This is a genomic window from Hyphomicrobium sp. D-2 (assembly GCF_029872155.1).
GTDB lineage: Bacteria > Pseudomonadota > Alphaproteobacteria > Rhizobiales > Hyphomicrobiaceae > Hyphomicrobium_A.
Map to the genome: position 1 here is coordinate 154373 of NZ_JARXLA010000002.1, position 13046 is coordinate 167418.

Genomic DNA, 13046 nt, shown 5'->3' on the forward strand with positions numbered 1-13046 from the left:
CGCATGCCTTCTGACGCACTATGGAGTAGTTGCAGCCATGGCCGCAAAAATCGACGATCCCGAACGCCACAAGTCAAAAATGGCGAACCGTAAGGCCGCTCAGGATGCCGAGGTCGCCGGCAAGACCATCGAAAAAGGGCTGCTGATCGTCCACACCGGCAAGGGCAAGGGCAAATCAACAGCGGCATTTGGCCTTTTGATGCGCGCGCTCGGGCGCGGCTTCGAAACCGGCGTTGTGCAGTTCGGCAAGGGCGCGTGGGACACCGGCGAGCGCCATGCCATCGATCGTTTTCCGGGGCAGGTCTCCTGGCACGCGCTGGGCGAAGGCTTCACCTGGGAAACGCAGGACCGCGGGCGCGATGTGGCGGCGGCGGTGCGGGCCTGGGCCAAGGCCGAGGAGCTGATGGCCGATCCGGAGCTGCGCTTGCTCATTCTCGATGAGCTCAACATCGCGCTGCGCTATGACCATCTCGACATCGCCAAGGTGGTGGCAGCGCTCACCGCACGGCGGCCGGATCTGCACATCGTCGTCACCGGCCGCAACGCCAAGCCCGAGCTGATCGAAGCCGCAGACCTCGTCACCGAGATGACTCCGGTCAAGCATCACTTCGATGCCGGCGTGAAGGCACAGGAAGGCATCGAATACTGATGGCCGCCAGGGCCCTCATGTTTCAGGGCACCGGCTCGGACGTCGGCAAGTCGATGCTGGTCGCAGGCATTGCGCGCGCATTGACCCGTCGCGGTCTGCGCGTCCGCCCGTTCAAGCCGCAGAATATGTCCAACAACGCCGCCGTCACCGTCGATGGCGGCGAGATCGGCCGCGCGCAGGCGTTGCAGGCCCGCGCCTGCGGTGTCGCCACAACCGTGCACATGAACCCGGTGCTGCTGAAGCCGCAGAGCGAAGTCGGCGCGCAGGTCGTGGTGCAGGGGCGCGTCGTTGGCAACAGCAAGGCAGCCGACTATCAGCAACTCAAGCGCTCGCTGATGGGCGCGGTGCTGGAAAGCTTCGGTCGCCTCTGTGATGACGCCGACATCGTGCTTGTCGAAGGCGCGGGCTCGGCGTCGGAAATCAATCTGCGCCGCAACGACATCGCCAACATGGGTTTCGCGCAGGCGGCTGGCGTGCCCGTTGTCCTGATCGGCGATATCGAGCGCGGCGGCGTCATCGCCAGCATTGTCGGCACGCAGGTGGTGCTGCCAGCCGCTGACGCCAGCATGATCGCAGGCTTCATCGTCAATCGTTTTCGCGGCGATCCATCGCTGTTTGACGATGGCATGGCATCAATCGCGCAGCGCACCGGCTGGCGCGCGCTGGGCCTGGTGCCGTTCTTCGATGGCGCGCGCAATCTTCCGGCCGAAGATGCTCTGGGCCTGTCGGAGCGGGAAGCCAAGCCCGATGCAAAGATCCGCATCGCCGTGCTGGCTTATCCGCGCGTGTCCAACTTCGACGACTTCGATCCGCTGCGGTTGGAGCCGTCCGTCGATCTCATGTTCATCCGGCCCGGCGAAATCATTCCACCGGATGTAAACCTCGTCATTCTGCCCGGATCGAAAGCAACAATCGCCGACCTCACCGCGCTGCGCGCAACGGGGTGGGACATCGATCTCAAGGCGCATTTGCGCCGCGGCGGCCGGGTGCTCGGCATTTGCGGCGGCTATCAGATGCTCGGGCGCACCGTGTCCGATCCGCTCGGCACCGAAGGTCCTGCGCAAACCTGTGAAGGTCTGGCGCTGCTCGATGTCGAAACCGTGCTTACGGGCGACAAGCAGTTGATCGAAGTCGCGGGCAGCCATGTCAGCGGTCCGCGCTTCAACGGCTATGAAATGCATGTCGGCCGTACCGATGGAGCGGATTGTGCGCGCGCGCTGTTGCGCTTCGACGATGGTCGCGCCGATGGTGCTGCCAATGCCGATGGTTCAGTCGAAGGCTGCTACGTGCACGGTCTTTTCGCCGATGACGCACAGCGCCGGTTCTGGCTTGAGCGTCTGGGCATGGCGGCGCACGACGATCGCATGAACTATGAGGCTACGGTCGAAGCCACGCTCGACCAGCTCGCCGAGCATCTTGAACGTTATCTCGACATCGACGCGCTGCTCACGCTGGCGCGCGCGCCGCAACTGGAAACCGTAGAACACAAATGACCGACATTTTCGTCATCGGCATCGGAGCAGGGGGCGCCGATCTGCTCACTGTGCAGGCGATTGACGCCCTGCGCGCCACCGATGTTTTCCTCATCTTTGACAAAGGCGAGGAAAAGGCCGAGCTGTCGGAGCTGCGCAAACAGATATGCGCGCGCTATTGCACCGAGAAGCCCTATCGCTTCGTTGAAATCTCGGTGCCGGAGCGAGATCCGGCGTTACCGTACAAGCAGGCCGTCGCCGTCTGGCACGCCGCCCGCGCGGCGCGGGTAGCCGATGAGATCGCAACGCTTAAAGCGCGCGGCGAAACCGGCGCGTTCCTGTCGTGGGGCGATCCATCGCTTTACGATAGTATTCTGCGCATCATCGATGGCGTAAGGGCCGATGGTGCGGTTCAGTTCGAACACACTGTCATTCCCGGCATCAGCAGCATTCAGATCCTCACCGCGCGCCATCGCATCGCGCTCAACGCCATCGGCGAGCCAGTGTTGTTCACCACCGGCCGCAAACTGGCTGAACGTTTCCCGGAAGGGCAGGGCAACGTCGTCGTGTTTCTGGATGGTGGCGACGGGCTCGCTTCGCTTCGCGGCCGTGGCGGTGAAATCTTCTGGGGCGCCTATCTCGGCACCGCCGATGAAGTCACGCTCGCCGGTCCCATCGATACGGTGCTCGACCGCATTCTTGAGGAGCGGCAGGCTTGTCGTGCGCGCAAGGGCTGGATCATGGACGTCTATCTGATCCGCCCGCCGCAGCCGACCTGATCCGCCCCCGGACTTCAATCTCCCGTCGCTTGTGCGGTCGCGTGGAGCGCGGGTGAAAATCGCAGCATCATTCGTCGCGGTTTGGATAGACGAAAATATCTATGCGGGCGCCTGCTGAGGAAGCGGCATGAAGAAGTGCTGGCGGAATAGAGAATGCGGTGTCATCGGCGCTGAACACTCCGATGATGATTTCAACGTTGACACCGGAACGCGCGATCGCAGGCGCCTGGAGGTGCTCCGCCAGACTGAGTAAGGCCGTTTCGAGTGCGGACATCGGAGCCACATCCAAATGAAACAGGCAGACACTTTTCGGGAAGTTGCCTTCCAATGGCGTGCCTTTAGGTGTCATCCGCGGCGCGCCAACGGACTGTCGGATCGATAGCTTAAGCGGGAGAAGGTTCTCCAGTTCGGAAGCGCTCTTTTCGCTGTGGCTTACGCGGACCGAGAGTCGATATCGTGGTTCATCAATCATCGCGCGTGCCCGCAAATGCCGAACTGTTTGCCGCAAGTGCAACGGTGGCCACGGCACTGCCACTTCTGATCAGCATCCAACTGCCGTAGCGTGGCCTGCTCGGGCGCACGAACTGTGATCGTCGTGCAATCGGATGCCTCATCGTGCCCCTAAATCGATAAGCAGATCCGTCCAACCTTGATCAGGTCGACCTGCTACTCTGCTCGGTGATCTGCTCGGTCTTGTGGTCCAGCCCGTATGCAGCCTGCCACGCCGTTCACGGCGATGGTCGGATCCACCTACCCACATCGGGCACCGGTCCCCGCCGCGCGGATCTGGCAGGGCCGCTCTCTGCGGCTGCGCATAAATCATAATTACCTAAAATTTAACGCGGTTTGCATTGAACGCGTAAAACAGACATTGCCGCACATTGAATATGGCTATTAACGCATTTCTTAACGTTGCGGGGCGGGGAGTTAATTATGCAGTTTTATGCGCCGATCTCGACCGAGGTAAATGAGACCGTCAACTTCCTCGGCATCGATCTGGATCTCACCGGATGCGTGCTGCGCCCGCGCGCAGAGACCGAACTCTTGGCCCGCGCGGTAATTGAAAAAATCACGCAATATCAATGCGCTCCGCTTTGCATCGACATGTGCTGCGGCGCCGGAAACATCGCCATTGCGCTGGCGCGCCATCACCAGAATGCCCGGATCTGGGCCTGCGATCTCACCGACGACGCCGTCGCAACGTCGCGCCATAACGTCCGCCGTCACGACCTGATCCAGCGCATCGCGGTGCTGCAGGGCGATCTTTTTGGCCCCCTTGCTGACGCTGAACTCGTCGGTGCGGTTGATCTGATCGTCGCCAATCCCCCTTATATTTCAACATCTAGGCTGCTGGAAGGCGATCGCGCTGAGCTGCTGGAAAACGAGCCGCGCGAGGCCTTTGACGGCGGTCCCTACGGCGTCTCGCTGCACATGCGCATCATCAAGGAAGCACCCGCTTTCCTGCGGTCGGGCGGTTGGCTCGGCTTCGAATTCGGTCTTGGTCAGGACAGGCAGATCGCGGCGCTACTGAAGCGCGCGAAGGTGTTTGCCGAGCCGGTCTGGCACCACGACGAGGCAGGCGATGCCCGCGCGGTTCTTGTTCAGAAGCTCTGACGCAAGCCCCTGACAATCAATAAAATATTTGATCTTGGAATGGTGCCGGCTGAGGGATTTGAACCCCCGACCTTCGGTTTACAAAACCGCTGCACTACCACTGTGCTAAGCCGGCCCGATCAACGGGGCTGCCTTATAGCGCGCGTCCGTTGAAGGCGCCAGAGGCTCCCGGCGCAAATCAGGTCCATTTTACCTGCGGTCAAATTGCTTCCGAGCAATGACCTGCGTTGCTGCCACCCTTTGGTGTGCCCCTGACCGGCTAGCGCCGGGGGTAAAACTTTTTCGTGTCACATCGGCACATTCGCCCCGCTCCGATGCGGCGGTTAGCGCTTCATTATCCTTGTTTTGCCATGCTCCCCATCAGTTGCGTGAGTTTTGCGGAAGCGTTTTCTCCGCGCGTTGAATGTCAGTTGAGGTAATGCGCATGCGTTTCACCCACTTGCTGGCGGCTGTCAGCGTTGCCACCACGTTTGGCATCGCCGCTGCCGTCCCTGCCGAAGCTCACGGACGTTGCCGTGCTCCGGGCGGTTTTGTGGCCCCCAACCGGTCAGCCACTTCATCTATTATCCGCGCTATTCCAACGTCTATCAGTGGGCAACCCTGGCGCCCTATCCAGGTGCGTATGCCTACATGCCGCGCGGATATTACAGCCGGTACTACCGTCCCTATGGCCAGTATGCTCGCCGATGCTGGGCACCCCGCCGCGCCCGTGTTCCGGTCTATGTCGCTGCGCCCGCCAGTGGCTCCGGCGGCTGACTGTTGCGATGGCGGTTATCTGAAGTAGGAGCCTGGCGCCGTCCCCCTCACGGTGTGCAGTCAACTCCAGCAACGGCGTGAATGATAACCCGGTGCGAAGCTGTTGCGGTGTTGAGTTTTAGGCTCTGCAAGGGGCGGCTGGATCAATCATCCGGCCGCCCTTTGGCTTTTCGTAGATGCCTGCCAGTGCTGCCGGATCAGCTCTGGGAGCGCTTCCAAGCCGCGTGGTGCAGGGCTATTGCGGCTGCATTGGATACGTTGAGGCTGGCGATCGGGCCGGAGGTGCTGATCTTCACCAGCCGTTCGCAGCTCTGCCGTGTCAGTTCGCGCAGGCCTTTGCCTTCGGCGCCGAGAACCAGCGCTACGCGGCCCGCAAAAGTCTCATCTTCGATGTTTGCGTCTGACGTGCCTTCGAGGCCGAGCGTCAGACAGCCTTGTTCGTTCAATTCATCAATGGTGCGGGCGAGATTCTGTACGAGAGCCACTGGCACCAGCTCAAGCGCACCTGAAGCGGATTTTGCCAGCGTGCCATCCAGCGGCGCACTGTGGCGCCGCGTCATCACGAGGCCCCCGGCACCAAACACCGCCGCTGAGCGCAGGATGGCACCGACATTGTGGGGGTCGGTAACCTGATCCAGCACCAGCAACGGCCCGTTATCTGCCTGTTCCAGCAGATCCTGCAGCGAAAGATCGGGCAGCGGCTCTGTTTCCAGCAGCACGCCCTGATGCACCGTGTCCGCGCCCAGTAGTCGATCAAGATCGCGCGGGTAACCCGCTCCGGCGATGCGGCTCTGGCGGTCACAGCCTCAGCCAGCCGGTGTTCGGCATTCTCCGTCATGAGCAGGCGGCGGACCGGCCGCTTGGGATTATGTAGTGCCGCTTCGACGGCGTGGACGCCGAACAGCCAGACGCGGCCATCCTCGGCCGCCGAGGGGCGATCCTGGCCGGTTGTTGCGCGTGGGCGTTGGTCACCGCGACGCTGGAACGGTCGTTTGCCGCCCTTGGGGCGGTAGGATGGCTGCTTCATTGGAAGAAAATATGCCTGAAAAGGGGGCTGGAGCGTAACTCGCGACAAAGGATGCGCATCCTGCCGCTTTTCCATTTGACATCCAAGGGCCTGATGCCGATAAACCCCCTCGCCCTGCCGCCCTTCGCGCGGGGCACTTTCATTTCGAGCCGCCTGGCGGTTTGAACTGGAATGGTCAGGAGGGGTGCCCGAGTGGCTAAAGGGGACGGACTGTAAATCCGTTGGCTTCGCCTACGCTGGTTCGAATCCAGCCCCCTCCACCATTTACCGTCTAAATCATTGAATTTAAGCGATAGAATCGCACATAATTCCGCTTTCCCAACTCTACCATATCCGCCCTCGCTGGCCGGCTTAGCCGCAGGGAGGCTGGCTTGCGGAGGCTGGAATTCGCGGTCACGTGACTGGCCGCACGATAAGCCCGAAGCCGCCTTTATCGGCTCTTCGGCGTCACTTCCGTCTTCCTGCCGATCTCCGCGTGGGCGGAGGAGCCCGCCCTCCGTTCGATGACAGGACACCGGGGACGGGTCGATCTCCGCGTAGGCGGAGGAGCCGGCGGGATAACACCTTGCGTTCTGCGACAGTAAGGTCGCTCTCCGCGTGGGCGGAGGAGCCAAGGCCGGGTCGCAGCTCACGATCGACGGCTGGGGTCGATCTCCGCGTGGGCGGAGGAGCCCGCTCTCGATAGGGCAGGCGCGGGCGCTGGGCGGGTCGATCTCCGCGTGGGCGGAGGAGCCTCCGATGACGACCGGCCCAGACTGACAAAACCGGGTCGATCTCCGCGTGGGCGGAGGAGCCAGAACATTTTCGGCCGACGCAGCAACGGACGGGGGTCGATCTCCGCGTAGGCGGAGGGCCGTAGCGCTAGGCGTCCGGCGACAAGGGACGAAAGGTCGAACTCCGCGTGGCGGAGGAGCCGAGATTGTCGGCGGACGGGTAACCGGCGCGCCGGGTCGATCTCCGCGTGGGCGGAGGAGCCCGCCCTCCGTTCGATGACAGGACACCGGGGACGGGTCGATCTCCGCGTAGGCGGAGGAGCCGGCCTTCTCCACGCGCTTCAGCAGCGCTTCGAGGGTCGATCTCCGCGTTGGGCGGAGGAGCCAATAGCGAGCGGTACACGCGCGGCTCGGGCACGGGTCGATCTCCGCGTAGGCGGAGGAGCCAAGGCCGGGTCGCAGCTCACGATCGACGGCTGGGGTCGATCTCCGCGTGGGCGGAGGAGCCTCAGGTCAGTACCGCGATGGCCGGCCTTCCCGGGGTCGATCTCCGCGTGGGCGGAGGAGCCCTTGGCGCGAGGACGAGCGCTACGCCACGTGCAGGTCGATCTCCGCGTGGGCGGAGGAGCCGAAACCGGACTGCCGTTACCCTACCGCGTGACGGGTCGATCTCCGCGTGGGCAGAGGAGCCAACCCGTCGCGCTTTGAGGCTTCCATGTCCTCGGGTCGATCTCCGCGTGGGCGGAGGAGCCGGCCGGGCCGCACTTACATCATGTGCCACATGAGGTCGATCTCCGCGTGGGCGGAGGAGCCTCTCTATAGGAAGAGACTGATATTGCTTCACTTGTCAAAGAACACCGGTCAAAGCCCGCGTTTAGGCTTCCAGCCGCCCGCGGTCGAGATAGATGACGCCATGGCGGTCGGCGTGCGGAACACGGGCCTTATCGAGACCGAGGCGGCCAACAAGCATGTCCTCACCTCCGTATGACCGGACGCAGCAGCAGCATGCCGAAGCCGAAGGCACGGTGGCGCCCTATGCCGCGCCCGAGCAGAGCTACGAAGGCCTGGGGATCTGCCACTGTGAGTGTGCCTTGCAGAGTGGCGTCAGGAGAACCACCCTGTTCGCCCTTGGTGCCGCTCTTGAGCAAACCGATACGTACGAGGTCGCGGCGTTGGGTTGGATCGGACTTGCGGTCCGTCTGTTTGGGCCGCAGCAACAGCGCGCGATTCAACTGAGCAAGGTGAAAGGAGCCAGGTTCTATGGTCGCCGCTTCATTAAGCCGGTTGGCGAGCCAATGGTGGTACACCTCCTCGCGGACGATCTCTGGGCGCTCGCCGCGAGGTAGCGTCGCGGCATCAACAGCAGCAAGAAACGCGTCGCGCTCCCGCGAACGCCGACGATCGACAACTCCGGTTGCTGGATCGCGATAGTCTTGGCGCACCGTGGGGCGCACACGCACTTCGAAGCCAAGGCGTTGGCCGACGTGAAACTTCGTTGGCATCGGCTTGAAAGCGATCCCGTCGATGCCAATGGCGCGGTAGACCGTGGGGGAAGCGCCGACACGGGCCTGCTCGACGAGGGCGGACGGATCGTGCTGAGTATAGGCGAGAAGCTGCGGCGTGCCCCTAGTACGCTCGATCAACCTGAATGGCTTTGGCGCCAGATCGCCGAATGCTGCCGCGAGCAAGGCGTGCCAGCCATAACCGTCATCATGGCCAGGGCGAACAATGCTGCGCGGCTGCTCCAGCATCCACGTCGTGGCCTTTTGCATGTCCGGCTTGAATTCGATCATGAACAAGCTTGGAGGTGCACTTGTCATGGCAAATCCTCCGCCGACATTGAAACGGCAATTTCTTCTGTTGGCAGAGCGAAATGTTCGATGCGGCTTTCGCCGGCATGCACGCCCGCAACCCAATCGCGCACATCCGCCAGCATTTTTGATTGGCGCTGCATGTCGCCGGAACATTCGGACGGCGGAATCGCGAAACGCACCTTCTGCTGGCGATCCTCAAGCTGGGCGCGCGGAATATCTGGCCGTGCAAGTGGAGCCAGCTTCAGCGCGACAAGAATATTGTCGGCTTCAAGCGCTGGCTCAGCGAGCACCGGCCGCGACGGCAGGCAGGGCTTGCGACCGATGAATAAAGGCCGGGCCGGTGCGCGCAGAGCGGCCTCTATCGTCGCAAGTGTTGGGTCTTCTTCAGGTGGATCGAGGCGCAGAGCTACGGTGACAAAGGCGTCGGCCCGATAATGTCGTTGGCGGATGTGAGGAGATTTGTACGTGTTCGCACCGCCAGCCCGCCCTTCGGGCAACCCGCGTGTCGTCCAGGCTTTGTCGTTGCCGCCAAGTTGCACCGTTTGGAAATCGCGCAAAGCAGTGCCTGTACGGTCGAGCCGGGCGCCCATGACAAGGCGGTCCTGCAGGCGCTGATGCCGGTCGCGTTCGCCGCGCTGCCAGCCCAGTGCGTTGGCGATCAGCCCGGTCACCATGGAGCGGATCGGCAAATCAAGTGTGGGGCCGTTGGCGTCGATCATGGTGCCGCCAAAGGCCATCAGCGGCGCTTCGAGACGCAGAATTAGGTGTTGCGGCATGGCTTAAGCCTGACCGGCAACAAGATCACGCGCCCAGGAAGCCAGATCATCCATCGATTTGAGAGTTGATCCGGGCAGTGTGGCCGCATCGATGGATAGGTGCGCGCGCTCTGGTGGGTTGCCGTAAGCGCTGTCTATCTTGGTCAGATATTGCCCCATGGCGCCGACGGCCGCTTCGGTGAAGGCTGTGCAGGGCGTCCGGTAGGCATTGGCAAGCGTGCGCGGCTGGGTATTGCCAGCCTCGATGAGCATCAGATCTGCGTAAGCATACGGAGCAGTCGAGCCTTTTTTTGCGCCGGGGGACACGGTGGCGATGAGGTGGACCAGATGCTCGACAACTTTGCCTGCGAGCGCAGCATCATCGCCGAGGTTGGAGACCAGCAACGGAATATCGACGACGACATAGCCGTAAAACAAACCTGCGGTCAGTTCCGTATCGAACAGGCCGCCGGCGCCGGATTCACCCTCGGCGCTTTTGAGGTCGTCCACCACGGTGAAATAATCCGGTTCAGCGGCCTCCGCATGCACCGTGAAAGCGTGCGCAACATGGATCGCTGCGTCTGTGTTGGCATCAGGATCCGATGTCACCATGCGTCCGAACAGGGCGGATTCGAGACCGGCCTCTATGACCCCGCGACGGTCTTTGAGCATTGCCTTGAGGTTGTTCTGTTCGCCCTTCTTGAACCAAGCCTCGATGGCCGCATCGACTTTTCCGGCCGTGTCGGCTGCCGGATCCGCGAGGATGGTGCGCAGGCGCTCTATCAAGTATGCAATTTCAACATCGCCGATTAATAGTGCCTGACGGTCCTTGATCGCCGGCGCCTCCTTTTGCCAGGTGTGTAAAGCAGTCGCGTGATGGCCGCGATAGCGGCTTCACGGGTTTCCTCCGTGCCGATGTCTGCCAGTGCCGGCTTGATTTTCCGTTCCGGAATCTCGCGAGACCGAACGGCCATCGGCGCACCGATGCTTTGTAGCGACCAGTTGTCGTCTGTCATGCGCCAATGGCGTTTCAGGCATTGCGACGAGATGCGTGTGCGGCTGGTGTTTGCTCCGAAGGGCAAGCGTTTTGCCAGCCCGCTGTCGTCGCGATTAAGCAGCGTTGCGGGATAGGAGGTTAGGAAATGGATCTGCAGGAAACGCGGCGCGGGGCTCATTGAGTGGTCAATCCTTCATGGCCAATAACGGTTGGAAAAATACGGGGCAGGCAGGAGTTCAGATCGTTGGTCCGTTGGCCGACGAATTGCTGTTCGCGCGCAGATAAGATTGCGCTATGCCGATGCGAACGTCGTCTGTTTGGCGATCTGTCTCGTACAGTACCATCAGGCAAAGATCGCGGTATGGCAGATATTCGTGGCTTCGTGCTATGCGCACGGCTGTGCGCTGGGCAAGTTCGTAGAGGGCAGGTCCGCGCGCATGCAGCAGCATGTCGAGCCTTTGCTCACTGAGGCCAATGTCCTTGAGCGTTCTCCCTAAGCCGGACGCGCGCAATGCATCTGGCCGCTGCGCCATGATTGCGACGACGCGCGCCCAGCGGCGGACGGTTTCAGGCCCCATCTCAGGCGCGTTGGCGCGGGACATGATGCGGTAGAACGCTGCCGGTGGAACGGCATAGCCGTTCATTCTGCGCAGGGCGGCCAGATCGCCCGTGGCTGCGGCAGCGTTGAGCCGGCGAAATTCGGTCGCGATGCGTTCGAGCAGGGGCGGCTGCTTGCCAGCTTCGCTTGTCGATGACGTCTGCGTTTCATCGTCAATGATTTCGTCTGTCATGCTGCTGGTTTCCGTTTCAGGAGATCGGGAAATGCTTTGACGATTGCGCCATCAAGTTTAGCCTTCGCGGCACCACGGGCCCGATAGCAGCGCACGCCGCTGAATGGCGACCCGACCTCGGCCGCGGCGAGTTCGTTGCGCGCGCGTGGCCAGAGGCACTCTTCAATCCAGCGCCTGCGGTATTCGTTGGCCGCAGCCGAACCTGTCGGTTCGGAAACCTCATCAAACAGGTGGTCGAAAAAGTCTTCATCAACGGCACTCTCGAACTGATTGAGAAACGTTTCCGCTTTCGCTTTGGCCTTCGGATCCTTGAAGTCGATGTTCTCAGCAGCTGCCTGATAGAGCGCGAAGAGAGCAGGCCGCAGAGCTGTTGAAGCTATTTTGGAAACGGCATCAACGCGGTCTCTGGCAACGCGCGCCATATCGCTGTCGCCTGTTGAAGCGTTCCGCATGAAAGCCGGCCGCAGCCGCTCGGGGATGGCGATGCGTCGCTCGTGATAGCCTTGTGTCTCGCCTTGCCCCCGTACGACCGCCGCAAAGACCATCTGCATGGGGCCTTTCGTGTCGGCGTCGAAAACTGTTTGCAGCGGTGCTGGAATGAACTTCTGGCTATCGAGCAGGTTCACGATGCGGCGATAGTGAAAACCCGAGCCGTCCAGCGTCAGGGGCTTGCCGCTATCCTTCTCGATCGGAGTCCATGGATCGCCGGTGGGCAGCGTGAAGTCTTTGCCCTGGTGTTTGGCTTTGGGTTGGTTGATGCGCGCCGCGTCGCTCGAGCCGCGCCACGATGCGGTTGTTTTCATTTCGCAACCGCACCCGACGGCATATCTCGACGTAATAGGGGTCGAGCTGTCGAGGATCGAAAGAGGTTTGGCCATCCCAAGGCTCAAGCCACAGCAGCCGGCATCCGCCTGCTGGTTTGTGGAGCGTGTCATCCGCAATGATCTCGGCACGGTGATCAACAAGCCTGTGAATGTCGCGCGCAATGTGCGCGCCCCAGCCGCCCGTGGCGGGGGCTAGGCCGATGAAGGCACGTGACGCAAACCCTCCGTTCATGCGCGAAATGCCGTAGTTGCCGCGCCCAAGAAACCCCTCGAAAGTCTGAAGTGTGATCAGCGCATACAACCATTGCTCAGCGGCTGCGCGCTCCAGCCGAGCCGCCTTCAGGTCGTGGTTCTTCGAGGTTACGAGCATGTCGAGGCTGTCGGGCGTAACCTCGGTTTCCTTCAGTGCTTCCCAAGTGACTTCTGGAACGGGTGGTTGCAGCAAAGCCGGCTTGGAAAGGTCATCCACAACAAGAGCCCACGGCTCCTCATTCGGAAAATCTGGCGTCAGGCCGCGCAACAAATCGCGCCAATTGGCTGCATCACGCGGCAGTGTGCTCTCGCCTGCGGCCAACAATGCCATGGCGCCGACCTGGGCAAGAAAGCAATGCAGCGGGTAGCGCTGGTGGGGCCGGAGGGCCGGCAGGCTTTCGATTTCATCGGCAATCAGAAGGGCGAGTAACTGGGGCAGAGTAACCGACTGGATCTCGCGATCCCGACCGCAGGCCCGGATAACGTTGTTTCTAAGCAGGTTGCCGAAAATTCCGCTTTTCTCATCCATGCGGCCCCCAGGACGTAATCTTCTTGTGCTCACTAGAGGAGATTGGATAGTACAACTTGCGCGGGATCAAGAAC

10 protein-coding genes, 2 tRNA genes, 2 pseudogenes and 1 CRISPR repeat array are annotated in these 13046 nt (G+C 61.8%); of the genes and pseudogenes, 5 read left to right on the forward strand and 9 right to left on the reverse strand.

Annotated features, from left to right (window positions below):
• Positions 1 to 37: 37 nt before the first annotated feature.
• Genes cobO through cobF form a run of 3 tightly spaced genes read left to right on the forward strand, consistent with a single transcriptional unit; the run spans position 38 to position 2900 of the window.
• Positions 38 to 649, forward strand: coding sequence for a cob(I)yrinic acid a,c-diamide adenosyltransferase (gene cobO / locus QEZ49_RS02595; protein ID WP_280383946.1), 612 nt, complete (start codon positions 38 to 40; stop codon positions 647 to 649).
• On the forward strand, positions 649 to 2142 hold the full coding sequence (locus QEZ49_RS02600; protein WP_280383947.1) for a cobyric acid synthase: 1494 nt from the start codon (positions 649 to 651) through the stop codon (positions 2140 to 2142). The genes cobO and QEZ49_RS02600 overlap by 1 nt, the downstream gene beginning before the upstream one ends.
• A complete protein-coding gene (gene cobF / locus QEZ49_RS02605) occupies positions 2139 to 2900 on the forward strand; it encodes a precorrin-6A synthase (deacetylating) (protein WP_280383949.1) in 762 nt (253 codons plus the stop codon). The genes QEZ49_RS02600 and cobF overlap by 4 nt, the downstream gene beginning before the upstream one ends.
• Before the next feature lie 67 nt (positions 2901 to 2967).
• Here cobF and QEZ49_RS02610 read toward each other — a convergent pair whose 3' ends face one another.
• Positions 2968 to 3249, reverse strand: a complete 282-nt coding sequence (locus QEZ49_RS02610; protein ID WP_280383950.1) for a hypothetical protein — start codon at positions 3247 to 3249, stop codon at positions 2968 to 2970.
• Between the two features lie 584 nt (positions 3250 to 3833).
• Between QEZ49_RS02610 and QEZ49_RS02615 the strand changes: the two genes are divergently transcribed.
• Complete coding sequence (locus QEZ49_RS02615) at positions 3834 to 4514, forward strand: HemK/PrmC family methyltransferase (protein ID WP_280383952.1); 681 nt, start codon at positions 3834 to 3836, stop codon at positions 4512 to 4514.
• Between the two features lie 40 nt (positions 4515 to 4554).
• Here QEZ49_RS02615 and QEZ49_RS02620 read toward each other — a convergent pair.
• From QEZ49_RS02620 to QEZ49_RS02630, 3 genes and pseudogenes are all read right to left on the reverse strand, one after another.
• A tRNA-Thr gene (locus QEZ49_RS02620) sits at positions 4555 to 4629 on the reverse strand.
• A gap of 838 nt (positions 4630 to 5467) precedes the next feature.
• Positions 5468 to 5989, reverse strand: coding sequence for an RNA methyltransferase (locus QEZ49_RS02625; protein ID WP_280383954.1), 522 nt, complete (start codon positions 5987 to 5989; stop codon positions 5468 to 5470).
• Between the two features lie 95 nt (positions 5990 to 6084).
• Positions 6085 to 6372: pseudogene (locus QEZ49_RS02630) on the reverse strand (hypothetical protein); the annotation flags it as partial.
• A gap of 103 nt (positions 6373 to 6475) precedes the next feature.
• Here QEZ49_RS02630 and QEZ49_RS02635 point away from each other — a divergent pair.
• Positions 6476 to 6560: transfer RNA gene (locus QEZ49_RS02635), tRNA-Tyr, on the forward strand.
• Between the two features lie 199 nt (positions 6561 to 6759).
• Positions 6760 to 7823: direct repeats of the CRISPR family, unit length 28 nt; unit sequence GGTCGATCTCCGCGTGGGCGGAGGAGCC.
• Between the two features lie 161 nt (positions 7824 to 7984).
• Here the strand turns inward: QEZ49_RS02635 and QEZ49_RS02640 are convergent.
• The 5 genes and pseudogenes from QEZ49_RS02640 to QEZ49_RS02660 all read right to left on the reverse strand — a co-directional run bounded on the left by QEZ49_RS02640 (position 7985) and on the right by QEZ49_RS02660 (position 12972).
• The gene (locus QEZ49_RS02640; protein WP_280383956.1) at positions 7985 to 8830 is read right to left on the reverse strand and encodes a type I-E CRISPR-associated protein Cas6/Cse3/CasE; all 846 of its coding nucleotides are present in this window, start codon (positions 8828 to 8830) and stop codon (positions 7985 to 7987) included.
• Entirely contained in the window at positions 8827 to 9600 is a 774-nt protein-coding gene (gene cas5e / locus QEZ49_RS02645) for a type I-E CRISPR-associated protein Cas5/CasD (RefSeq protein WP_280383958.1), read from the reverse strand. Before cas5e ends, QEZ49_RS02640 begins: the two co-directional genes overlap by 4 nt.
• A gap of 3 nt (positions 9601 to 9603) precedes the next feature.
• Positions 9604 to 10428: pseudogene (gene cas7e, locus QEZ49_RS02650) on the reverse strand (type I-E CRISPR-associated protein Cas7/Cse4/CasC); the annotation flags it as partial.
• Between the two features lie 384 nt (positions 10429 to 10812).
• Positions 10813 to 11367, reverse strand: coding sequence for a type I-E CRISPR-associated protein Cse2/CasB (gene casB, locus QEZ49_RS02655; protein WP_280383960.1), 555 nt, complete (start codon positions 11365 to 11367; stop codon positions 10813 to 10815).
• Between the two features lie 675 nt (positions 11368 to 12042).
• Positions 12043 to 12972 carry a hypothetical protein gene (locus tag QEZ49_RS02660; protein ID WP_280383961.1) on the reverse strand — a complete coding sequence of 310 codons (930 nt, stop codon included), beginning with the start codon at positions 12970 to 12972 and terminating at the stop codon, positions 12043 to 12045.
• Positions 12973 to 13046: the final 74 nt, after the last annotated feature.

Coding starts and splice junctions, on each gene's coding strand:
- QEZ49_RS02610 (WP_280383950.1), bottom strand. CDS start 3,249: ATGACACCTAAAGGCACGCCATTGGAAGGCAACTTCCCGAAAAGTGTC.
- QEZ49_RS02640 (WP_280383956.1), bottom strand. CDS start 8,830: ATGACAAGTGCACCTCCAAGCTTGTTCATGATCGAATTCAAGCCGGAC.
- QEZ49_RS02660 (WP_280383961.1), bottom strand. CDS start 12,972: ATGGATGAGAAAAGCGGAATTTTCGGCAACCTGCTTAGAAACAACGTT.
- cobF (WP_280383949.1), top strand. CDS start 2,139: ATGACCGACATTTTCGTCATCGGCATCGGAGCAGGGGGCGCCGATCTG.
- cas5e (WP_280383958.1), bottom strand. CDS start 9,600: ATGCCGCAACACCTAATTCTGCGTCTCGAAGCGCCGCTGATGGCCTTT.
- casB (WP_280383960.1), bottom strand. CDS start 11,367: ATGACAGACGAAATCATTGACGATGAAACGCAGACGTCATCGACAAGC.
- cobO (WP_280383946.1), top strand. CDS start 38: ATGGCCGCAAAAATCGACGATCCCGAACGCCACAAGTCAAAAATGGCG.
- QEZ49_RS02600 (WP_280383947.1), top strand. CDS start 649: ATGGCCGCCAGGGCCCTCATGTTTCAGGGCACCGGCTCGGACGTCGGC.
- QEZ49_RS02615 (WP_280383952.1), top strand. CDS start 3,834: ATGCAGTTTTATGCGCCGATCTCGACCGAGGTAAATGAGACCGTCAAC.